This window comes from Streptacidiphilus sp. PB12-B1b (assembly GCF_014084125.1).
In the GTDB taxonomy this organism is placed as follows: Bacteria; Actinomycetota; Actinomycetes; order Streptomycetales; family Streptomycetaceae; genus Streptacidiphilus.
The window spans coordinates 720,320-742,013 of record NZ_CP048405.1 but is presented as its reverse complement, the minus strand read 5'-3'; the positions used below and the strand labels follow the sequence as shown (position 1 = coordinate 742,013).

21 protein-coding genes are annotated in these 21,694 nt (G+C 73.5%); 8 read left to right on the top strand and 13 right to left on the bottom strand.

Going from position 1 to position 21,694, the window contains the following annotated elements; translation table 11 throughout:
• Positions 1–43 precede the first annotated feature (43 nt).
• Together GXW83_RS03500 and pdxH are read right to left on the bottom strand one after the other, a co-directional pair.
• Entirely contained in the window at positions 44–226 is a 183-nt protein-coding gene (locus tag GXW83_RS03500; RefSeq protein WP_182441437.1) for a hypothetical protein, read from the bottom strand.
• A 366-nt stretch (positions 227–592) separates the two neighbouring features.
• Positions 593–1,231, bottom strand: coding sequence for a pyridoxamine 5'-phosphate oxidase (gene pdxH / locus GXW83_RS03495; protein ID WP_182447054.1), 639 nt, complete (start codon positions 1,229–1,231; stop codon positions 593–595).
• A gap of 480 nt (positions 1,232–1,711) precedes the next feature.
• Between pdxH and GXW83_RS03490 the strand changes: the two genes are divergently transcribed.
• Positions 1,712–2,812, top strand: a complete 1,101-nt coding sequence (locus tag GXW83_RS03490; protein WP_182441436.1) for a citrate synthase 2 — start codon at positions 1,712–1,714, stop codon at positions 2,810–2,812.
• A 185-nt stretch (positions 2,813–2,997) separates the two neighbouring features.
• Entirely contained in the window at positions 2,998–4,116 is a 1,119-nt protein-coding gene (serC, locus tag GXW83_RS03485) for a phosphoserine transaminase (RefSeq protein ID WP_182441435.1), read from the top strand.
• Positions 4,117–4,336: 220 nt separating this feature from the next.
• Here serC and GXW83_RS03480 read toward each other — a convergent pair whose 3' ends face one another.
• From GXW83_RS03480 to GXW83_RS03450, 7 genes are all read right to left on the bottom strand, one after another.
• On the bottom strand, positions 4,337–4,672 hold the full coding sequence (locus GXW83_RS03480) for a DUF4229 domain-containing protein (protein ID WP_225446732.1): 336 nt from the start codon (positions 4,670–4,672) through the stop codon (positions 4,337–4,339).
• A 98-nt stretch (positions 4,673–4,770) separates the two neighbouring features.
• A complete protein-coding gene (locus tag GXW83_RS03475) occupies positions 4,771–5,295 on the bottom strand; it encodes a GNAT family N-acetyltransferase (RefSeq protein ID WP_182441434.1) in 525 nt (174 codons plus the stop codon).
• 9 nt (positions 5,296–5,304) lie between these two features.
• Positions 5,305–6,468 (bottom strand): aminofutalosine synthase MqnE, encoded by a 1,164-nt coding sequence (mqnE, locus tag GXW83_RS03470; RefSeq protein WP_182441433.1) that lies wholly within the window; start codon positions 6,466–6,468, stop codon positions 5,305–5,307.
• 88 nt (positions 6,469–6,556) lie between these two features.
• Entirely contained in the window at positions 6,557–7,540 is a 984-nt protein-coding gene (locus tag GXW83_RS03465; RefSeq protein ID WP_182441432.1) for a threonine/serine dehydratase, read from the bottom strand.
• 5 nt (positions 7,541–7,545) lie between these two features.
• Positions 7,546–8,022 carry an Lrp/AsnC family transcriptional regulator gene (locus GXW83_RS03460; protein WP_182441431.1) on the bottom strand — a complete coding sequence of 159 codons (477 nt, stop codon included), beginning with the start codon at positions 8,020–8,022 and terminating at the stop codon, positions 7,546–7,548.
• Positions 8,023–8,140: 118 nt separating this feature from the next.
• The gene (locus tag GXW83_RS03455; RefSeq protein ID WP_225446731.1) at positions 8,141–8,854 is read right to left on the bottom strand and encodes a UbiX family flavin prenyltransferase; all 714 of its coding nucleotides are present in this window, start codon (positions 8,852–8,854) and stop codon (positions 8,141–8,143) included.
• Positions 8,855–8,902: 48 nt separating this feature from the next.
• The gene (locus GXW83_RS03450) at positions 8,903–9,427 is read right to left on the bottom strand and encodes a hypothetical protein (protein ID WP_182441430.1); all 525 of its coding nucleotides are present in this window, start codon (positions 9,425–9,427) and stop codon (positions 8,903–8,905) included.
• Positions 9,428–9,722: 295 nt separating this feature from the next.
• Between GXW83_RS03450 and GXW83_RS03445 the strand changes: the two genes are divergently transcribed.
• Genes GXW83_RS03445 through GXW83_RS03435 form a run of 3 tightly spaced genes read left to right on the top strand, consistent with a single transcriptional unit; the run spans position 9,723 to position 12,648 of the window.
• A complete protein-coding gene (locus GXW83_RS03445; protein ID WP_182441429.1) occupies positions 9,723–10,595 on the top strand; it encodes a hypothetical protein in 873 nt (290 codons plus the stop codon).
• Positions 10,592–11,959 (top strand): sensor histidine kinase, encoded by a 1,368-nt coding sequence (locus GXW83_RS35020; RefSeq protein ID WP_182441428.1) that lies wholly within the window; start codon positions 10,592–10,594, stop codon positions 11,957–11,959. The genes GXW83_RS03445 and GXW83_RS35020 overlap by 4 nt, the downstream gene beginning before the upstream one ends.
• On the top strand, positions 11,929–12,648 hold the full coding sequence (locus GXW83_RS03435; protein ID WP_225446730.1) for a response regulator transcription factor: 720 nt from the start codon (positions 11,929–11,931) through the stop codon (positions 12,646–12,648). The genes GXW83_RS35020 and GXW83_RS03435 overlap by 31 nt, the downstream gene beginning before the upstream one ends.
• 28 nt (positions 12,649–12,676) lie before the next feature.
• Here GXW83_RS03435 and mqnP read toward each other — a convergent pair whose 3' ends face one another.
• Positions 12,677–13,579: a menaquinone biosynthesis prenyltransferase MqnP gene (mqnP, locus tag GXW83_RS03430; protein ID WP_225446729.1), complete on the bottom strand. Its 903-nt coding sequence runs from the start codon at positions 13,577–13,579 to the stop codon at positions 12,677–12,679.
• Positions 13,576–15,033 (bottom strand): menaquinone biosynthesis decarboxylase, encoded by a 1,458-nt coding sequence (locus GXW83_RS03425; protein ID WP_182441427.1) that lies wholly within the window; start codon positions 15,031–15,033, stop codon positions 13,576–13,578. The genes mqnP and GXW83_RS03425 overlap by 4 nt, the downstream gene beginning before the upstream one ends.
• Before the next feature lie 167 nt (positions 15,034–15,200).
• Between GXW83_RS03425 and GXW83_RS03420 the strand changes: the two genes are divergently transcribed.
• Positions 15,201–16,640: a cytosine permease gene (locus GXW83_RS03420; protein WP_182441426.1), complete on the top strand. Its 1,440-nt coding sequence runs from the start codon at positions 15,201–15,203 to the stop codon at positions 16,638–16,640.
• Between the two features lie 72 nt (positions 16,641–16,712).
• Here GXW83_RS03420 and GXW83_RS03415 read toward each other — a convergent pair whose 3' ends face one another.
• On the bottom strand, positions 16,713–17,936 hold the full coding sequence (locus GXW83_RS03415; RefSeq protein WP_182441425.1) for a PucR family transcriptional regulator: 1,224 nt from the start codon (positions 17,934–17,936) through the stop codon (positions 16,713–16,715).
• Positions 17,937–18,256: 320 nt separating this feature from the next.
• On the opposite strand from GXW83_RS03415, the gene GXW83_RS03410 reads away from it, so the two are divergent.
• The gene (locus GXW83_RS03410) at positions 18,257–18,700 is read left to right on the top strand and encodes a nucleoside deaminase (RefSeq protein WP_182441424.1); all 444 of its coding nucleotides are present in this window, start codon (positions 18,257–18,259) and stop codon (positions 18,698–18,700) included.
• An 83-nt stretch (positions 18,701–18,783) separates the two neighbouring features.
• On the opposite strand, the gene GXW83_RS03405 is transcribed toward GXW83_RS03410, so the two are convergent.
• Complete coding sequence (locus tag GXW83_RS03405; protein WP_182441423.1) at positions 18,784–19,770, bottom strand: DUF3027 domain-containing protein; 987 nt, start codon at positions 19,768–19,770, stop codon at positions 18,784–18,786.
• A gap of 444 nt (positions 19,771–20,214) precedes the next feature.
• Between GXW83_RS03405 and GXW83_RS03400 the strand changes: the two genes are divergently transcribed.
• Positions 20,215–21,690, top strand: a complete 1,476-nt coding sequence (locus GXW83_RS03400; RefSeq protein WP_370466855.1) for an MFS transporter — start codon at positions 20,215–20,217, stop codon at positions 21,688–21,690.
• Positions 21,691–21,694 lie beyond the last annotated feature (4 nt).

Genomic DNA, 21,694 nt, shown 5'->3' with positions numbered 1-21,694 from the left:
TTTCAGCGGACTTTCAGCGGAGGGGCCGCGGTGCTGCGCGCCGTCAGATCGAGGACTGGAACGCGGCCACCTCGGCCCGCTGCCGGTCGGACGAGGGCAGCACCCGGCCGAGCAGCGGAGCTGACGCAGAGTCACCGCTCTGGGCAGCCTGGGCCAGTGACACCCGGACGCGGTCGGCGGCGGGGGCGGCGTCGGTCTTCGGGAGAACGGGAGCAGCGATGTTCATGGCGACCCAATCGTGGGTAGGGGGAGCACGGAAGCAGGTTCGGTATCGCTTTTCGTTGCGATCATGTTCTCGCCAGTTGTTCTCCGCACCCGGAAGCCTCTCCGGGCACCCGCGTGTCAAAGATCCACGCGCGCGCAACCGCTACCCATGACGAAGGCTCATCCTAGCGATCCCGGAAGGCCCCGCGCTCCACTATCGGGCCGGAAACATCGCCACATTCTCCCCACGCGAATGCCCGGACCAGCCCAAACTCGGCGCGCCGGGTTCGCGGTGGTTTGGCGCGTCCCTCATCCTTTCAGGCGATATGGGTGGGCCGGACGGAGCAGCGCCTGACCGGGGCTCCACGGCAGCCCGACCGATCCTCGGTCAGGGCTGGAGCCGGGTGACGCTCCACCCCGCGCCGTCCTGCTCGCGCCGGTAGCGCAACCGGTCGTGCAGCCGGTTCTCCCGGCCCTGCCAGAACTCGACGGCGTCCGGTGACACGCGGTAACCGCCCCAGAACGGCGGGGTCGGCACCGGTTCGCCGCCCTCCTGCTCCGGGTAGCGGCGCTCCAGCTCGGCGTAGCGCCGCTCCAGCTCCTCCCGGGAGCCGACCGGCCGGGACTGCTCGCTGGCCCAGGCGCCCAGCTGGGAGCCGTGCGGGCGGCTGTGGAAGTACGCCTCGGTCTCCTCCCGGGGGACGCGCTCGGCCCGCCCGGTGACGATCACCTGCCGGGCCATCGGGTGCCACAGGAACAGCAGCGCGATCGCCGGGTTGGCCGCCAGCTCGCCGCCCTTGCGCGAGTCGTAGTTGCTGAAGAAGACGAAGCCGCGCCGGTCGTAGCCCTTCAGCAGCACCGTCCGGGCGCTGGGCCGGCCCTCGGCGTCGACGGTGCAGACGGTCATGGCGTTGGGCTCGTCCACGCCCACCCGGACCGCCTCGGCCAGCCAGCCGGCGAACTGCGCCATGGGCTCCTCGGCGAGGTCGTCCTCGGTGAGGCCGACCGCGCTGTACTGGCGGCGCATCCCGGCCACGTCCACCACGGGCAGGTCCGGGTGGGCCCGGACGGCGGCGGCCGGGGGCGGCGGGCTCAGCGGAGGCGGGCCGATCGGTTCGGCGGGCGCGGAGGGCGCTTCGGGGGCGTGTTCCGATGGGTGCACATCCACCATCATCCACCGCCGGCCGGGGCAGCCCCGCAGGCCCCGCCAGGACGCTCCGGGAACCCCCGCGGAAAGCTCCGCGCATGTCAGCGGGGCCTGCCCCTGACAGAATCTCGACGTCAAGAGATAGGGTGTCGTGGCACCCGGGCGGAGCCGTGCGACGGATCACCGTCGTGGGCTCTGGCGCAATGCACCCAGTGCCTGCCACCCTGACACTGCGTGCCACACGCTGACCGCACCACCACCCGCGCCACCGTGGCGCCGCGCGACCGCGCGGAGCTTGCAGACACGACCGACGACTTGGCCACACCACAGTCACCGACGTCGACCAGAGGAGCCGCCTTTATGTCCGACTTCGTACCCGGGCTCGAAGGAGTCGTAGCGTTCGAGACCGAGATCGCCGAACCCGACAAGGAAGGCGGCTCGCTGCGTTACCGCGGCGTCGACATCGAGGAGCTCGTCGGTCACGTCTCCTTCGGCAACACCTGGGGTCTGCTCGTCGACGGCAAGTTCAACCCCGGGCTGCCGGCCGCCGAGCCCTTCCCGCTGCCGATCCACTCCGGCGACATCCGCGTCGACGTCCAGTCCGCGCTGGCCATGCTCGCCCCCGCCTGGGGCCTCAAGCCGCTCCTGGACATCACCCCCGAGCAGGCCCGGGACGACCTCGCCCGCGCCGCCGTCATGGCCCTGTCGTACGTGGCCCAGTCCGCGCGCGGCCAGGGCCTGCCGATGGTCCCGCAGAGCGAGATCGACAAGGCCCAGACCATCGTCGAGCGGTTCATGATCCGCTGGCGCGGCGAGCCCGACCCCAAGCACGTCAAGGCCGTCGACGCCTACTGGACGTCCGCCGCCGAGCACGGCATGAACGCCTCCACCTTCACCGCCCGCGTCATCGCCTCCACCGGCGCCGACGTGGCCGCCGCGCTCTCCGGCGCGGTCGGCGCCATGTCCGGCCCGCTGCACGGCGGCGCGCCCTCCCGGGTGCTCGGCATGATCGAGGAGATCGAGCGCACCGGCGACGCCACCGCGTTCGTCAAGGGCGCCCTCGACAAGGGCGAGCGGCTCATGGGCTTCGGCCACCGCGTCTACCGCGCCGAGGACCCGCGCGCCCGCGTGCTGCGCCGTACCGCGCAGGAGCTGGGCGCCCCCCGGTACGAGGTCGCCGCCGCGCTGGAGAAGGCCGCGCTGGAGGAGCTGCACGCCCGCCGCCCCGACCGCGTCCTGGCCACCAACGTGGAGTTCTGGGCCGCGATCGTGCTGGACTTCGCCGAGGTCCCCGCGCACATGTTCACCTCGATGTTCACCTGCGCCCGCACCGCCGGGTGGAGCGCGCACATCCTGGAGCAGAAGCGCACCGGGCGCCTGGTCCGCCCGTCCGCCCGCTACATCGGCCCGGGCACCCGCAGCCCGCACGAGGTCGCCGGCTTCGACGACACCGCGCGCTGAATTCCCTGAACAGGGGCGCGGGGAACTGCGCTGCCGACCGTGCACTCCGCAGCGGGCCGGTCGCGCAGCTCCCCCGCCCCCGCCCGCGCCCCCGGGGAGCAACGGGGGTCGGCCGGTCACCCGAAGGTGTCTCATTCACCGGACCCGGCCCCTCGGGGAACGGGGCAGCGACTACGCTGCCGTCTGTGGCTCAGATCCAGATCCCCGCTGACATCAGGCCCGTAGACGGCCGTTTCGGCGCAGGCCCGTCCAAGGTGCGTCCCGAGGCGCTCAGCGCCCTCGCTGCGACCGGCACCTCCCTCCTCGGCACCTCCCACCGCCAGGCCCCGGTGAAGAACCTGGTCAAGCGCGTGCGTGAGGGCGTGAGCAGCCTCTTCTCCCTCCCCGAGGGGTACGAGGTGGTGCTCGGCAACGGCGGCTCGACCGCCTTCTGGGACATCGCCGCCTTCGGCCTGGTGCGGGAGAAGTCCCAGCACCTGAGCTTCGGCGAGTTCTCGTCCAAGTTCGCGTCCTCCACCAAGGCCGCGCCCTGGCTGGCCGACCCGTCGGTGGTGAAGTCGGAGCCCGGCACCCACCCGCTGCCGGTCGCCGAGGCCGGGGTGGACGTCTACGCGCTCACCCACAACGAGACCTCCACCGGCGTGGCCATGCCGATCCGGCGCGTGGCCGGGGCCGACGAGGGCTCGCTGGTGCTGGTGGACGCCACCTCCGGCGCGGGCGGCCTGCCGGTCGACATCACCGAGACCGACGTCTACTACTTCGCCCCGCAGAAGTGCTTCGCCTCCGACGGCGGCCTGTGGATCGGCGTCTTCTCCCCCGCCGCGCTCGCCCGGGCGGCCGAGATCGCCGGCTCCGGCCGGTACATCCCGCCGTTCTTCGACCTGCCGACGGCCATCGACAACTCGTCGAAGGACCAGACGTACAACACGCCGGCGCTGGCCACCCTGTTCCTGCTGGCCGAGCAGCTGGACTGGCTGAACGGCAACGGCGGCCTGGAGTGGTCGGTGGCGCGCACCGCCGACTCCTCCTCGCGGCTGTACGGCTGGGCCGAGAAGTCCGCGTACGCCACCCCGTTCGTCGCCGAGCCGGCGGAGCGCTCGCAGGTCATCGGCACCATCGACTTCGCCGACACCATCGACGCCGCCGCCGTCGCCAAGGCGCTGCGGGCCAACGGCATCGTGGACACCGAGCCCTATCGCAAGCTGGGCCGCAACCAGCTGCGGGTGGCCATGTTCCCGTCCGTGGAGCCGGCCGACGTCGAGGCGCTGACCGCCTGCATCGACCACGTCATCGGGCAGCTCTGACCCACCCGGACACGCGCGAGGGGCCCGGCCGAGTGCATCGGCCGGGCCCCTCGCGTCCGTGCGCCCGGGGCGGTCCGGGCGGGCGGTCCGGTCAGTGGGCGATCGCGCTGACGACGACCGCCAGCAGCAGCAGCACCAGCGCGCCGCTGACGATCCTGGTACGGGTCTTGGGGTTCACGGTGCTGAGCCTATCCGTCGCCTCGCTGGGGCCCTGACCGGGTCAGGCGCTCTGGTCGGCGCGCAGGGCGTCGTCGATGGCGTCCTCGGCGGCGGCGTCGGCGGCGAAGCGGGACTTCATGCTCCGCGGACGGGCCTGGCGCTTCTGGATGGTGTCGGTGATCTGCGCGGACATCGCGTCCCGCTGCTTGCTGAGCACCACGTAGCTCAGCGGCGCGGAGACGATGCCGGCGAGCAGCAGCAGCAGGAACACCCCGGAGACGCCGGCCGTGACCGGCAGGATGCCGAAGTGGGCCAGCACCAGCGCGATCACGAAGCAGGCACCGAAGATGCTGGTCCGCATGGAGGTGTAGCGGAGGGTGGCGTGCGACTTGGTCACGGCGCTGTCTTCTCTTTCCCGAGTTTCCGAGTACTTCACCCGACGTCCAGTACAGCACGCGCGGCGGGGGGATCTTCACCGAGGGGTGGCCCGGCGGGTCAGCGCAGGTCGAGCCACATGGTGACGTCGTCGTACTCCTCGCCCGGGGCGACCCGGATGGCGCCGGGAACCCGGCCGACCTCCTTGTAGCCGGAGCGGGCGTAGAAGGTCTCCAGGTCGCGGCCGCCGCGCAGGGTCAGCCGCAGCCCGCTCAGCCCCCAGGCGCGCGCCAGCCGCTCGGCCTCGGCCAGCAGCTCCGCGCCGTAGCCCCGGCCCTGGTGCTCCGGCGCGACCATGACCCGCTTGAGCAGCTGCCAGTGCGCCATCAGGTCGAAGCGCTGGTCCTCGAAGAACAGCACGGCGGCCAAGCCGCCGGTGGCCGGGTCGCGGCCGGTCAGCAGCCGGTCCGGGCCGTCGGCGACGCCCGCGAACTGCTTGTCGGCGGTGGGCCGCACCTGCGCGGCGGTGACCGGCGGCACGAAGCCGACCGCGCCGTCCGCGTTGGAGACGTCGGTCCACAGGGTGGTGATCTCGTCCCGCAGCCCGGGGGTGAGCTGCGGGTCGAGCGTGAAGATCAGGGCCACGGAACCGCCTCAGAAGCGCATCAGCTGCGGGGTCTCCCGGCGGTCGGCGTCCGGGCCGTCGTACTCGCGGATGATCTCGTAGCGGGTGTTGCGCTCGACCGGGCGGAAGCCGGCGTCGCGGATCAGGTCCAGCAGGTCCTCGCGGCTGAGCTTGTTGGGCGTGCCGAAGCCGTCCGCGTCATGGGTGATCTTGTACTCGACGACCGAGCCGTCCATGTCGTCCGCGCCGTGGTTGAGCATCAGCTGCGCGCCGTCCAGTCCGTGCATCACCCAGAACACCTTGACGTGCGGCACGTTGTCGAACAGCAGCCGGGAGACGGCGAAGGTCCGGATCATGTCCGCGCCGGTGGCCATGGTCGTCCGGGCCTGCAGCCGGTTGCGGACCACGCCGTCCTTGGAGTCGTGGAAGTCGTGCTGGTAGCGCAGCGGGATGAAGACCTGGAACCCGCCGGTCTCGTCCTGCAGCTCGCGCAGCCGCAGCACGTGGTCCACCCGGTGCCGGGGCTCCTCGATGTGGCCGTAGAGCATGGTCGCCGGGGTCTTCAGCCCCTTGGAGTGCGCCAGCCGGTGGATCCGCGACCAGTCCTCCCAGTGGGTGTCGTGGTCGACGATGTGCTGCCGGACCTCCCAGTCGAAGATCTCCGCGCCGCCGCCGGTCAGCGACTCCAGCCCGGCGTCGATCAGCTCGTCCAGGATGTCGCTCGCGGACAGGCCGGAGATCTTCTCGAACCAGTGGATCTCGGTGGCGGTGAAGCACTTCAGCGCCACATCGGGCAGCGCCTTCTTCAACTCCCGCAGCGAGCGCGGGTAGTAGCGCCACGGCAGGGTCGGGTGCAGGCCGTTGACGATGTGCAGCTCGGTGAGCTGGTCGTTCTCCATGGCCTTGGCCAGCCGCACGGCCTCCTCGATGCGCATGGTGTACGCGTCCTTCTCGCCCGGCTTGCGCTGGAACGAGCAGTACGCGCAGGAGGCGCTGCACACGTTGGTCATGTTGAGGTGGCGGTTGACGTTGAAGTGGACGACGTCGCCGTTCTTCCGCGTCCGCACGTGGTGCGCGAGCCCGCCCAGCCAGGCCAGGTCGTCCGTCTCGTAGAGGGCGACGCCGTCCTCGCGGGACAACCGCTCCCCGGCGTAGACCTTCGCCTCCAGCTCACGCTTGAGTCCTGCGTCCATCCGCCCTCAGCCCTTCCCTGCCTGTGCCGCAACGCCTGTCCTGCAACGCCTGTCCTGCCTCGCCGGTGCTGCGGCGATCCCGATGAGCCTACGCCCTCGGCCAGGCCAGCAGCTCACCGAGCAGCGAGGGCTCGACGTTGCCGCCGCTGACGACCGCCGCCACGCTGCGCCCGTGCGGCAGCTCGTCGGCGTGGTGCAGGTAGGCGGCGGTGGCCACCGCCCCGGCCGGTTCGGCCACGATCCGGGCGCGCCGGGCCAGCACCCCGACCGTGTCGCGGATCTCGTCCTCGGTGACGGTGATGATGTCGTCCACGTACGCCTGCACGTGCTCCCACGGCAGCACCCCCAGCGAGGTGGTGCGCAGCCCGTCGGCGATGGTGCGCTGGGTCAGCTCGAACGGCCAGATCCGGCGCTCGCCGCTGCGGAAGCTCTCGGTTGCGTCGGCCGCCAGCTCCGGCTCGACGCCGACCACCCGCACCCCGGGCATGCTGAGCTTGAGCGCCGCCGCGACCCCGCTGATCAGCCCGCCGCCGCTGACCGGCACCAGCACGGTGCGCAGGTCCAGGTCGAGCGCGGTGGCGTCGTCGGCGATCTCCAGCCCGACGGTGCCCTGCCCGGCGACGATCCACGGGTCGTCGTAGGGCGGCACCCACACGTAGCCGTGCTCGGCGACCAGCTCGGCCGGGGTGGTGTCGCGCACGCCCATCGGCACCAGGACCACCTCGGCGCCGAAGGAGCGGGTGTTCTCGACCTTCACCGCGGGCGAGTTGTCCGGCATCACGATGACGGCCTTGATGCCCATCGCCCGGGCGGCGTAGGCCACCGCCTGCGCGTGGTTGCCGCTGGACTGGGCCACGACGCCGCGGGCCCGCTCCTCGGCGGTGAGCACCGACAGCCGGTTGTAGGCGCCGCGGATCTTGAACGCCCCGGTGGGCTGGAGGTTCTCCGGCTTCAGGTGCAGCGTGCGCCCGCCGTGCCCGGCCCAGGGGCAGGGCATCAGCGGGGTGCGGACGGCCGCGCCCAGGATGCGCTTCTGTGCGTCCCGCAGATCGTCCAGGGTCACCAGGGCCACGGGGGCTACGCCTTCCGCTCGGTCAGTACGTCGGTGTCGGGGAGCTCGGTCGCCCGGTTCTCCCACTTGGTGGAGAGCACCACGGTGGTCCTGGTCCGGGCCACGCCCTTGGTGCCGGAGAGCCGCTTCACGATCGATTCCAGGCCGTCCACGTCCGGCATCCGGACCTTGAGCATGTAGGAGTCGTCGCCCGCGATGAACCAGCAGTCCTCGACCTCGGTCAGGTCGTGCAGCCGGTGGGCGACGTCGTCGTGGTCGGCGGCGTCGGAGAGCTGAAGGCCGATCAGGGCGGTCACGCCCAGGCCCAGCGAGGCCGGGTTCACCGTCGCCCGGTAGCCGGTGATGATCCCGGCCTGCTCCAGGCGGTTGATGCGGTCGGTGACGCTGGGGCCGGACAGTCCGACCAGTCGTCCCAGCTCCGCGTACGAGGCGCGGCCGTTCTCGCGCAGTGCCTGGATGAGCTGCCTGTCCACCGCGTCCATGTGAAAAACCTGGGCCTTCCGATCGTTGGGGGAACCCACCGACACTATCTGGATCGAAAGCGTCCAGAGCTGTGGGCCCTGCCATCCCAATGACGATACCTGCCCGACGTGACCTGCCTCACTCCGCCCTCGGTCCGGGCGCGGTCGGCGGCCCGGCCGGGGCCTCGGTCAGGGCTCCGCCCAACTCGCCCTGCCAGCGCCGGTAGAGGCCGTGCGGCACCCCGGCGGCGTCCAGCACCCGGCCGGCCACGAAGTCCACCAGCTGCTGGGCGCTGCGGGTTCCGGCGTAGAAGCCCGGCGCGGCGGGCAGCACCACCGCCCCGGCGTCGTCCAGCGCGACCAGCTGCCGCAGGGTCTGCCCGCTCAGCGGGGTCTCCCGGACGCACACCACCAGCGGCCGCCGCTCCTTGAGCGTGACGCTCGCCGCGCGTTGCAGCAGGTCCTTGGACAGGCCCAGGGCGATCCCGGCGACGGAGGCGGTGCTGCACGGCACCACCAGCATCCCCTTGACCGGGTAGGAGCCGCTGGAGGGCCCGGCGGCGAGATCGCCGGCCGGCCAGTGGCGGATCCCGTCCAGCGGGCCCACCTGCGGCTGGTCGGCGTCCAGCGGCCGTTCCAGCCACTCCCGCAGGTCCTGCTGCCAGTGGGCGTCGCGGAAGGCGATCCCGGTCTCGTCCAGCACGGTCAGCCGGGCCGCCCGGCTGACCACCAGGTCCACGGACTCCCCGGCGGCCAGCAGGCCCCGCAGCACGGCCGCCGCGTAGGGCGTCCCGGACGCCCCGGACACTCCGACGACCCACGGCCGCCGCACACTCGCTCCGCTCGACTCCACGCCCCGACCCTACCCGCGCCCCCGGCCCAACCGGCGTTCCGGCCCTGGTCAGGCCGGGATGGCGGCGGGGACGTGGCGGACGGCGGAGGCGCGGAAGGCCAGCGCCAGCGTGCGGGTCAGCATCATCCCGACGGCCATCAGCAGCAGCCCGTCGGTCAGCGCGGCGGAGGTGATGTGGTGCGTCGCCATCCAGGTGCCGAGCTGGGTCGGGAACCAGTGGACGGAGCCGTACGAGAACGCCATCCGGGCGCCGATCACGCCGATCCACAGGAAGGCGTAGCCCCATCCGGCCCGGCTGACCGGCCGTCCGGTGCGCGGGCTGCGGTAGACCCGGGTCAGCGCCACCGCCGCCGCGCCGCACACCAGCCCGGCCACGGTCAGGCCGATCTCCAGCGCCAGCCCGGCGCCCTGGGTGGTGAGGCCCTTGATGAACAGCGGCACGATCACACCCGCCGTCAGCAGCGGCCGCAGGATGCGGAACGCGCCGATCTTGCGGTGCGGGCCGGCGTCGGCCTCCAGGATCGCAAAGAGGACGACGACGTTGATGAGCATGGCCTGGGTGAGAGCAGACATGGGATCACAGCCTCGGATCGGTTGGGGGGTGCCGGCGGTCGTTCGCTCCGGCCCCTTCAGACTCCGCGACGGCGGGGGCCCCGGGCGTCGCCGCCCGCGGTGACCGGCGGGGTGATCCGGCCGCCGCCCGGGGTGGTCCCTGGTACTACGCCGGGGCCGCGCGCGGCGGCAGGGTCACCCCGCCGGTCACCGTGCGCGGTGACGTGCCGGGGGTGGCCCCGCTCCTAGCGTGGACGGCATCGACGCAGGTGGCCGTGGCCGCCTGAGGCCCACCAGCTCTCACCGAGGAGTCCCGATGAACGGCGTCCTGGAAGTCCTGCTGGCGATCGCGGTCGTCGTCTGGGTGATCGTGCGGCAGCTCATGGGCGAGCCGCTGCGGGGCAAGAAGCTGATCGTGCTGCCGCTGGTGCTGACCGGCGTCGGCGTGCTGTCGCTGACCAAGCACGGCGTCCACCCCGGCGCGGCCGACATCGTCTGCCTGGCGGTCGGCACGGCGATCGCGGTGGCCATCGGCCTGGGCCAGGGACGCTCGATGCGGCTGGAGGCCCGGGACGGGGTGCTGTGGGGCCGGATGCCGGCCCGGGGCCTGCTGTGGTGGGTGGCGCTGATCGGCTCCCGGCTGCTGATGACGGCGGTGGCGCACGGCATGGACGCCAAGGTCGCCGCCTCCACCGCGCCGCTGCTGATGGTGCTGGGCGCCAACCGGGTCGGCCAGGCGCTGGCGATCGCCCCCCGGGCGATGCGCGGCCCGGTGCCGTTCGCCCCGGAGAAGGACGGCTCCACCTTCCCGTCCGGCTCCGGCGGCCTGCGCTCCGGCCTGCTCTCCTCCGGCCTGCTCTCCTCCGGCCTGCTCTCCTCCGGCCTGCTCTCCTCCGGCCTGCTCTCCTCCGGCCGCCTGGCCGACCGGTTCGCCGACCGCTCCGGCAGCCGGATCGGCGGTCGGGTCGGCAGCCGCCCGGGCAGCCGCTCCGGCGACGGATTCACCGAGTGCTTCGCCGAGCGCGCCGCCGACGTCCGCCGGTCCGCCCGGCCCGACGGTCCGGCCTTCGGCGACGACGACGCGCCCACCGCCCCGTACGCCCGGCGCCCGGTCCCGGCCGCCCGGCCGGAGCGCGACCGCGACCAGCGGCGCGCGGCCCGCCGCGACCGCCGGGGCGGACGCCGGTGACCGGGCCGGCCCCCCGGGCGGCCACCGCGCCCCGGCCCGGCACCCGGACCGCCCCGACCGCCCCGACCACGTCCGGGACCGGGACCGGCGCCGGGGCGGTCGCGGCGGTCCGGCCGCAGGTCAGCGCGCTGACGCCGGACCCCGACCACCCGGCGGCGGCGCCCGCCCGGCCGGACGGCGACGACCGGGCGCCCGGGGCCCCGTATCGTGGGTCTGTGCTGCGTACGGTGACCTGGCTGATCCGGGCCGTCGCGTTCGTGCTGATCGGCATCGACACCTTCGTCCAGGCGTCGGCCTCGGACCGGACGGCGCTGGTCGTCACGGCGGTCGGCTACGCCCTGAGCGGGGTGGCCCTGGCCGGGTGGGGCCTGCTGGACCACCGGGTCGGCGCCGAGGCCGCCCGGGCGTCCCGGCTGCTGCCGTTCCTGCTCGCCGCCATGGCCGTGGCCAGCGGCTTCGCCAGCGCCTACGCGCACGGCTCCTCGCTGCCCGGGCTGGCGATGATCGCGGTCATCGCCGCGGGCAGCGAGACCCCCCTGGCCACCGGCTGGACGGTGGCCGCCTGCGGGGTGCTGGCCATCGAGGCCGGCGCGCTGGTCACCGGCGCCGGGCGCGGCGTCATCCTGGGCTATCCGCTGCTGGTGCTGGTGGCCCTGCTGGCCGGGCACAACCGGGGGGCCTACCGGGTCCGGGCCGACCAGAACGCCGTCCTGCTGGCCAAGTCCGAACAGCTGCGCACCGAGCAGCGGCGGGCGGCGGTCCTGGACGAGCGGGCCCGGATCGCCCGCGAGATCCACGACGTCCTGGCGCACTCGCTGGGCGCGCTGAACATCCAGATCCAGACCGCCCGCGCGCTGCTCGCCCACGACGAGCCCGGGCGTGCGGACGACATCCTGGCCACCGCGCAGCGGCTGAGCACCGAGGGCCTGGTCGAGACCCGGCGCGCGGTGCAGGCGCTGCGCACCGACGTCCCGCCGCTGCCCGAGGCGCTGACGGCGATGGCCGAGAGCCACCGTCAGCAGCACCACAGCCCGGTCGACCTCACCGTGGACGGGTCCGCCGGGCCGCTGCCGCCCGAGCAGATCCTGTGCCTGGTGCGGACCGCCCAGGAAGCCCTGACCAACGCCGCCAAACACGCCCCCGGCCGGCCCGTCGCGCTGGCCCTGCACTACGAGGACCACGACGTGACCCTGACCGTCAGCAACCCGCTGGGCGACGCCCGCCCGGGCGCCCCCGCCTTCGCCACCGTCAACGGCGGCTACGGGCTGACCGGCATGCGCGAGCGCCTGCTGCTGATCGGCGGCACGCTGACCGCCGGCCCCCAGGACGACCGGTGGACCGTCACCGCCCGGGCCCCGCGGTGAACCGCCCGGACGCGCCGCTGCGGATCGTGGTCGCCGACGACCAGGCCAGCATCCGCGAGGCGCTGGCGCTGATGCTGGACCTGCGCGACGACATCCAGGTCGTCGGCACCGCCGCCGACGGGCAGCAGGCCCTGGAGCAGGTCGCCGAGCACCGCCCGGACGCCGTCCTGCTGGACCTGCACATGCCGGTCATGGACGGCACCGAGGCCACCCGCCGGCTCACCGCGGACTTCCCGCAGGTGGCGGTCGTGGTGCTGACCACCTACGCGGACGACAGCTCGGTCCTGGACACGCTGCGCGCGGGCGCCCGCGCCTACCTGACCAAGGACGCCGAGTCCGCGCACATCGCCCGGACCCTGCACAGCGCCGCAGGCGGCTACACCGTGCTGGACCCGAAGGTCCAGGCCGTGGTGCTGGCGTCCGGCCCCGCCCCGGACCGGGCGGACCAGGCCGCGTCCGCCGCTCCCGGTCCCGGCGAGCCGCCGCAGCCGCTGCCGGACGGCCTGACCCCGCGCGAGGCCGAGATCCTCACCCTGCTGGCGCGCGGGCACAGCAACGCCGAGATCGCGGCCGAGCTGTTCCTCAGCGGCAACACGGTGAAGACCCACATCAACCGGGTCTTCACCAAGACCGGCTCCCGCGACCGCGTCGCCGCCGCCCACTACGCCCGCCGCCACCACCTGGACTGACCCGGCTCGGCCGCCTGTGACGGGCGGGTCAGACGCCGAGCCCGCGCAGCACCAGGTCCAGCAGCGCGAAGGCGAAGAGGGAGACCCCGACGAAGCCGTTGACCTGGAAGAACGCCCGGTTCAGCCGGGACAGGTCGCCGGGCTTCACGATGGAGTGCTCGTAGACGAAGGCCGCGCTGACCACCGCCAGCCCCATCCAGAAGGCCCAGCCGGCGTCGGTCAGCACCGCGTACCAGCCCAGCAGCGCCACGGTGACCACGTGCGCGGCCCGCGCACCGTACAGCGCCGCGTCCACGCCGAACCGGGCCGGCACCGAGCGGACGCCGTCGGCCCGGTCCGCCGCGACGTCCTGGCAGCCGAAGATCAGGTCGAAGCCGCCGATCCACACGCCCACCGCCAGCCCCAGCACCACCGCGTCCCAGGACCAGCTGCCGGTCACCGCCAGCCAGGCCCCGATCGGCCCCATCGCCTGCGCCAGGCCGAGGATCGCGTGCGGGAAGTCGGTGAAGCGCTTGCCGTACGGGTAGACCACCATCGGGACCACCGCGATCGGCGCCAGCGCCAGGCACAGCGGGTTCAGCAGCGCGGCCGCGCCGAGGAACACCACCAGCGCGACGGCCGAGCCCGCGTACGCGGTGCGCAGCGTCACTGCTCCGGTGACCAGCTCGCGCCCGGCGGTGCGCGGGTTCCGGGCGTCGATCTCGCGGTCGATGATCCGGTTGGCGGCCATGGCGAATGTGCGCAGGCCGACCATGGCGACCGTCACCAGCAGCAGTTGCAGCCAGTGCACATGCCCGTTGACCAGGAACATCGCGGTCAGCGCGGAGATGTAGGCGAACGGCAGCGCGAAGACCGAGTGCTCGATCATCACCAGCCGCAGGAACGCCCTGGTCCTGCCCGTCGAGGGGGCGTCGTAGGCGATGGCGCTCACAGTCCGTACTCCTTCCAGCGGGCTGTCACCCGTTTGGCTGTGTCCGGGTCGGACTCGATCATCTCCGGCCAGCCGCCGTCGCGGGTGTAGCCCTCCTCGGGGAGCTTGCGGGTGGCGTCAATACCCGCCTTGCCGCCCCAGAACTGCTGGTAGGAGGCGTGGTCCAGGTGGTCCACCGGGCCCTCCACCACCGACAGGTCGCGGCTGTAGTCCACGTTCCCCAGCGCCCGCCAGGCCACCTCCTGGTAGTCGTGGACGTCGCAGTCGGCGTCCACCACCACGATCAGCTTGGACAGCGACATCATGTGCGCGCCCCAGATGGCGTGCATCACCTTCTGCGCGTGCTTGGGGTACTTCTTGTCGATCGAGACGATCACGCAGTTGTGGAAGCCGCCGGCCTCGGGCAGGTCGTAGTCGACGATGTCCGGGACGATGATCTTCAGCAGCGGCAGGAAGAAGCGCTCGGTGAACTTGCCCAGCGGGCCGTCCTCCGTCGGCGGCCGGCCCACCACGATGGACTGCAGCAGCGGGCGGCGGCGCATCGTCACGCAGTCGATGGTCAGCGCCGGGAACGGCTCCTGCGGGGTGTAGAAGCCGGTGTGGTCGCCGAACGGGCCCTCCGGCAGCATCTGCCCAGGCTCCAGCCAGCCCTCCAGCACCACCTCGGCGTCGGCCGGGACCTGCAGCGGGACCGTCCGGCAGTCCACCATCCGCACCCGCTCACCGGCCACGAAGCCCGCGAACATGTACTCGTCGATGTCGCCGGGCAGCGGCGCGGTCGCCGCGTACGTCACCACCGGCGGGCAGCCGAAGGCGATCGCCACCGGCAGCCGCTCGCCGCGCCGCTCGGCCACCGCGTAGTGGTTGCGGCTGTCCTTGTGGATCTGCCAGTGCATGCCGATGGTGCGCCGGTCGTGCCGCTGCAAGCGGTACAGCCCGAGATTGCGGACGCCGCTGTCCGGGTCCTTGGTGTGGGTCAGCCCCAGGTTGAAGAACGAGCCGCCGTCCCCCGGCCAGGTGAACAGCGCGGGCAGCTGCTCCAGGTCCACCTCGTCCCCGGTCAGCACCACCTCCTGCACCGGCGCGTCGCCCTGCTTCACCTTGCGCGGCGGCACGTGCGTCATCCCGGCCAGCTTGCCGAACGCCTCGCGGACGCCGGTGAAGCCGTGCGGCAGCTCGGGCTTCAGCAGCCCGGCGATCTTCTCGGCGATCTCCTCCGCGCCCTTCAGGCCCAGCGCCTTGGCCAGCCGCCGCTCGGTGCCGAAGACGTTCATCGCCAGCGGCATCGAGGCGCCCTTGACGTCCTCGAACAGCAGCGCCGGGCCCTTGGCCTTCTGCACCCGGTCGACGATCTCACCGATCTCCAGGTACGGGTCCACCTCCACCGTGATCCGCTTGAGGTCGCCCTCGCGTTCCAGTGCCCGTAGAAAGGACCGAAGATCGTCGTATGCCATGCCTGTCAGTATCCGCCACTCGGTAGGCTGCCCCGTAACGGCACCCCGGGGCACCCCGGCTGGGCGCCGCCGCGTCCGCCGCTACGTACGAAACGTACGCCCGGACGCCGGGCAGAGCCGTCGTTCCGACCGTTTACCGGATGCGGGCGCACCCCGACACTGACCCTATGACCGCCGCCCCCACCGAGATCTCCGCGTACGGCGACCACGTCCTCGCCGTCGAACCCACCGGCGCCGAACCCGTCCCCGACGAGGCCCGGCACGGCCGGCCGCTCAGCCTGCTGTGGACCTGGACCTCCCCCAACATGGAGTTCGCCACCGTCTTCGTGGGCGTGCTCGCCGTCGGCGTCTTCGGCCTCGGCTTCTGGTCCGCCGTCCTGGCCATCGTCCTCGGCACCGCCCTCGGCGCCGTGGCCCACGCCTTCCTCGGGCTCAGCGGGCCGCGCTTCGGCGTGCCGCAGATGGTCGCCGGGCGCTCCGCCTTCGGCTTCGTCGGCAACATGCTGCCGTCCGTGCTGAACGCGGTCACCGCAGGCATCGGCTGGTTCGCGGTCAACAGCGTCAGCGCCGCGTACGCGCTGAACACGCTGCTCGGCTGGCCGCTGCTGCTGTGCCTGTTCATCGTGGTGATCCTCCAGGTCACGCTGGCCTACCTGGGCCACAACTTCATCCAGAGCGCCGAGCGGTACGCCTTCCCGGCGCTGACGCTGGTGTTCCTGGTCGCCGCCGGGGTCATCCTCAGCAAGTCCCACATCGGCGCGGCCGACGGCTCCCACGCCTTCCCCGGCGCCTTCCTGCTCACCGTCGGCGCGACCTTCGGCTACGCCGCCGGCTGGACCCCGTACGGCTCCGACTACACCCGCTACCTGCCGCGCACCGCGCCCAGGTGGGCGGTGGCGCTGTGGCCGGGCCTCGGCGTGCTGCTCTCCTGCGTGCTGCTGGAGATCGTCGGCGCGGCCTCGGCGACCGTGCTGATCCCGGCCAAGGTCGCCGCAACCCTCTCCCCCACCGCCGCGTTCACCTACGCCCTGCCCACCTGGCTGGCCGATCTCACCCTGCTGGCGATCGCCGTCGGCGGCATCGCCGCCAACGCGCTGAACATCTACTCCGGCTCGCTGTCCTTCCTGGCCACCGGCATCAAGCTGCCCGCGTTCCTGCGCCGCTCCTGGGTCTCGGTGGCGTTCGGCGTCCTCGGCACCGCCCTGGCCTGGTCCGGGCTGAGCGACTCCGCCACCAAGTACAACAACTTCCTGCTGGTCATCACCTACTGGATCGGCCCCTGGCTGGCCGTCACGTTCGTCGACCGCTACCTGCGCCGCAAGGAGTCCGACAGCTCGATCGCCGCGCTGCTCCAGTCCACCGCGCACCGCAACTGGTCCGCCCCCATCGCCATGGCGCTGGGCACCGCCCTCGGCGTCTGGCTCTTCTCCAACCAGACCGAGTACGTCGGCCTGGTCGCCAAGCACGTCCCCGCCATCGGCGACATCGCCTTCGAAACCGGCTTCGTCCTCGCCGCCCTCCTCTACCTGTCCCTCCGCCTCCTCCCCGCCCTACGCACCACCCCCACCCCCGCCACCGAACCCGCCACCGAACCGGCCACCGCCTGAACTCCCCGGCGGCCAACCGACGGTGACGCCGCCGCCCGCTTGAACGGCTCGATGCGCTGTGCGCTGAGGTGGTCAGGGTTGGGCGCGGAGGAGGCGGTGGGCGCAGGTGGCGAGGAGGAGTTCGGTGTGGGAGTCGGGGGCGGTGACGGGGAGGCCGAGGAGGGATTCGATGCGGTCCAGGCGCTGGTAGAGGGACTGGCGGCCGACGTGGAGCAGGGCGGCGGTGCGGGTGGGGCTGCAGCCGTTGCGGAGGTGGACCTCCAGGGTGCGGACCAGGTCGCTGGGGTGGGCGGCCTCCCACTCCAGCAGCGGGCCCAGGGCCCGGCTGACCAGGTGGGCGAGCCGGTCGCGGGAGGCGGGGGTGAGGCCGTCGCCGGTCAGTTGGCGTTCCAGCGCCAGCGCGCGGGAGGAGGTGACCAGGGCGCCGCTGCGGGGGGCGGGTTCGGCCGGGGGGACGGTCAGGGCCAGGCCGAGGGCGGTCCTGGCCTCGCGCAGCGACTCGCCCCAGCGGCTCCAGGCCGCGTCGGCGGGGCAGGCCGGGCCCAGTGCCAGCGTGTATCCGGCGGGCGGGCCGGCGGTCAGCGCCGCCTGGGCGGCCCGGACGGCGTCCTGCGCCCCGGCCGGGACGGCGAGCAGCGCGGCGAGGCCGCCCGTGACCGGCGCGCGCAGCAGCTCGGCGTCCAGGGCGAGGGCGGCGCGGTCGAGGGCGGCGTCCGCGCCGGTGCCGGTCGCGGCGACGCCGAGCAGCCGGTGGGTGCGGTCGGGCCGGAAGTCCAGGGCGCGCGCCCGGGCCAGCACCTCCGGCTGGCTGCGGGCGGTGCCTTCGGCCAGATCGGCGAGGAGCGCGGCGGCGCGGCCGTCGCGGTCGGCGGCGGGGTAGGGCCGGTCGGTCAGCGACTGGGTGACGATGGCGGTGTTGGCGGCCTCGGCGATCCGGATGAACGGGACGACCGCGCGCAGCGCCACCAGCGGCAGGCCCCGGCGGCGGCTCTCGTCCAGCAGTTCGTACGGCATCTCGGTGAGCGAGCGGCCCAGCTCGACGGCGACCCCGGCGACGCCGCGCTCGGCCAGCTCGCGGACGTAGTGGCGGCGGGCCCCGGCGTCCGCGCCGGCCAGGCCGAGGCCGGTGGTGAGCAGCAGCTCGCCGCCGGAGAGCAGCGGTCCTATCTCGTAGATCTCGCTGGAGTGCACCCAGCGCACGGGCCGGTCCAGCTCCTGTTCGCCGCAGAGGATCTCGGGCGCGGCGGCGCCGAGGACGTCGAAGGAGAGGATCTCGCGGAGGGTGAGTGCGGCCATGGCGGGGGCTCCCGGGGCGGGGACGGCGGTGGCGGTAGCGGGACGCGGGCCCGGCGAGGCCGGGGCGGAGCGGGGTCGGCGGAGCGGGGCGGGCGGAGCAGGCGGAGCGGGCGGAGCAGGACGCGGACGGCCGGGTGGGGGTTGGCGGGGCGGGACGCGGGCCCCGGCGAGGCGGGGGCGGAGCGGAGCTGGGTCGGCCGGGTGGGGCGCGGACGGCCGGGGTGGGGACCGCCGGGGGGACGGGGTGTCGGGGGGTGGGACGGCTGGAGCGTACTTTCCGCACGTTGCCCCGGTGTTTCCGGGCGGGGAAAGTGGGTGGCATGACCGACTTTGCGAAACTCTTGGGGACTGCCGTCGAGGAGGCCAGGCTCGGGCTGGCGGAGGGCGGCATCCCGATCGGGGCGGCGCTGTTCGGCCCGGAGGGCGAACTGCTGGGGCGCGGGCACAACCGCCGGGTGCAGGACGACGACCCGTCCATGCACGCCGAGACGGCGGCGTTCCGGGCCGCCGGGCGGCTGCGCGGCTACGCCCGGACGACCATGGTGACGACGCTGTCGCCGTGCTGGTACTGCTCGGGCCTGGTCCGGCAGTTCGGCATCGGCCGGGTGGTGGTGGGCGAGGCGGAGACCTTCCACGGCGGGCACGAGTGGCTGGCGCAGCACGGCGTGGAGGTCGTCGTCCTGAACGACCCGGAGTGCACGGCGCTGATGCGGGAGTTCATCGCGGACCGGCCGGAGCTGTGGTTCGAGGACATCGGCGAGTGAACGCGCCTGCCGGTCAAGGGTGCTGACTGTTCATCACCATGTGACCGACCGTCAGCTGACGGTCGGTCACATGGCACCTGTGGTCAGCTGTGGCCGAGTTCCTCGGCCGGGTCGGTCTCGGTGACCGAGCCGCTGTCGGGGTCCGGGTGCAGCGGCATCGGCTCGACGGTGAACTCGTCCAGGACCGGCGGAGCGGGCTGCTGCGGGGCAGGCACCACGGCCGCCTCGGAGTGGCCGCCGCAGCCGTAGTCGAGGGCGACCACGCGTCCGTCGGCCGGGCCGAACTCGTTGGCGCAGATGCCGAAGCTCTGGCTGAGGGTTCCGGCGATCGGCACCAGGAAGCCGCAGGAGGAGCAGTGGGCGGGGGCCGCCTGCGCCATCGGGGTGTGCGCACCGAAGTCCTTCTCCCAGCGGTCGGCCGCCAGGTGCAGGCCCAGCCGGGAGAGCACGCGGGCCCGGCCGAGGCCGAGCTCCTCGGCGACAGCGGCGATGGCCCCCCGGGAGGTCGGCGCGGCCAGCGGCTCGCCGTCCGCACCGGTCCCGGCGGCTCCAGCTTCGGCGACTCGAGAGCCTGCGGCTCCGGCCTCAGCCGCCTCAGCGGCCTCCTCGGCTGCCGCGACGCCCCCCACCAGGGCCTCGGCGTCGGCGACCAGCGCCGAATTGGGGGCGGGCTCGTCCGCACCGCTCCAGCCGGGCTCCAGCCGCAGGTCGTCCTCGTCGGTCGGCAGCAGGTCGCCGGGGCCCATGTCGCCGGGGCGCAGCCGCTCGCTCCAGGGCACCCACTGCGGCGCGACCATCGCGTCCGGGCCCGGGAGCAGGACGGTCTCGTCCAGCGTCACCAGCTTGCTCCGCGAGGCGCGGGTCACGGTCACGGCCCAGCGCCAGCCCCGGTACGCCCACTCGCGGGTCGCAAAGAAGTGCGTGACGACCCGCTCACCCTCAGCGTCCGTGCCCAGGTGCTCGCCGACAGCCGCCTCGCCGGCAGCCTCAACGGCGGCGGCCCTGGCAAATTCGACGGCCTCGGCACACAGCCGGTCGGGGGTACGGCTTCGCGTCGTCGCAGCACTCATCACAGGATCGATTCTCTCCCAAGACTTGGTCCCGGATTGCCACCGGCTCCCAGTGGCATGGCGCGGGATGCCTGCCGGATGGTGTTTGACCGTCCATTCTGCGGGACGAACGGGGCGCGACCGACCAGCAGACACAGGGCACGCTACCGGTTGGCCCGCCACGCCGGACAGTACCTCTTTCCCGTGGCGCGTGGTCACCGGACCGGCCACGAGCCGATTCGGGTGCCGAAAACGCGCGTGACGGGGCGTCCGATCAGGCAGGATGGGAGGGTGGCCGACGCAGGGCCGCCGGAGGACGCCGCCGGCGGCACGGACAGCCCCTCCCCGTCCGGACCGGCGGGAGGAGAGGGGCGGGCGACCGTTGCCGATCCGGGGGGCGAGGGCGGGGGCGGCGCGCTGCCGCCGTTCACCCCGGCCAGGTCGCGCTCGCGCCGCGCCCGGCTGCTGCGCAGCCTGCACCGGGGCGCGTCAGCGACCGCCGCCGGCACCGGCCAGGCGGTGGGGGCGACCGGGCGGCGGATCCGCCGGGCCACCTCGGCCGAGGGCGCGGGCGAGTCCGGGCTGGCCAAGCTGATCGAGCTGCACGCGGTGAACTCCGCGGGCGACATGATGGTGACGGTGGCGCTGGCGTCCACCATCTTCTTCTCGGTGCCGACCGGCGAGGCCCGGGGCCGGGTCGCGCTGTACCTGCTGATCACCATGGCGCCGTTCGTGCTGCTGGCCCCGGTCATCGGCCCGCTGCTGGACCGGCTGCCCAGTGGGCGGCGCAGCGCCATGGCGATGTCGATGCTGGCCCGGGCCGCGATCGCGTGGATGATGACCAGCTCGGTCACCGGCGGAGCGCTCACCATCTACCCGGAGGCGCTGGGGGTGCTGGTGGCCTCCAAGGCGTACGGGGTGGTGCGCAGCGTGGTGGTGCCCCGGCTGCTGCCCCGGCGGGTGACGCTGGTGAAGGCCAACTCCCGGGTGACGCTGGCCGGGCTGATCGCCACCGCCGTCGCGGGCGGGATCGGCGGCGCGCTGCACCTGATCGGCCCGGAGTGGCCGCTGCGCGGGGCCTTCCTGGTGTACCTGGCCGGGGCGGTGCTGGCGTTCCACCTGCCGCACAAGGTGGACGTGGCCAAGGACGAGCAGCGCGCGCTGCTGCACGCCACCCAGGCCGACACGGACGCCCGCGCGCGGGCAGCCGAAGCGGTCGCGTTCGGGAAAGCCGGGCAAGCCGGGGCGGGCGGGGCAACCGGGGCAACCGGAGCGGCCGGGGACGAGCGCGGATCGGGCGGCGACGCCGCCGCCGGGCCCGGTGAGCCGAAGCTGCGGCTGCGCTCGGTCGGGCCGTCCGTGGTGCTGGCGCTGGGGGCCGAGGGCACGCTGCGCGGTCTGTCCGGGTTCCTGACCTTCTTCCTGGCGTTCCTGCTGCGGGAGCACCCGGTCGGCGGGCTCAAGTCCACGGTCGCGCTGGGGCTGGTGGTGGGCGCGCTCGGGCTGGGCAACACCCTGGGGACGGCGCTCGGCTCCTGGCTGCGGGCGGCCCGGGGACCTGAGATGCTCATCACATTCCTGCTGGCCGTGGCGACCGCCTCGGCCCTCGCGGCGGCCCTCGCGTACGGCGTACTGACCATCACCCTGCTCGCCGGGGTCGCCGGGGTGACCCAGTCGCTGGGCAAGGTGGCCCTGGACTCGCTGATCCAGCGGGACGTCCCGGAACGCGTCCGGACCTCGGCTTTCGCCCGTTCGGAGACGTTGATGCAGCTCACCTGGGTGATCGGCGGCGGGATCGGGATCGTGCTGCCGCTGGTCGGCCAGATCGGGGCGGGCGTGGCGGCGGGGATCCTGGCACTGTCGCTGCTGCTGACGACGCGGGGCCTGATCCGGCTGCCGCGCCCCGGGCGGCGGGTCGCGGCCGCCCCCGACGTGGCTTGATCGC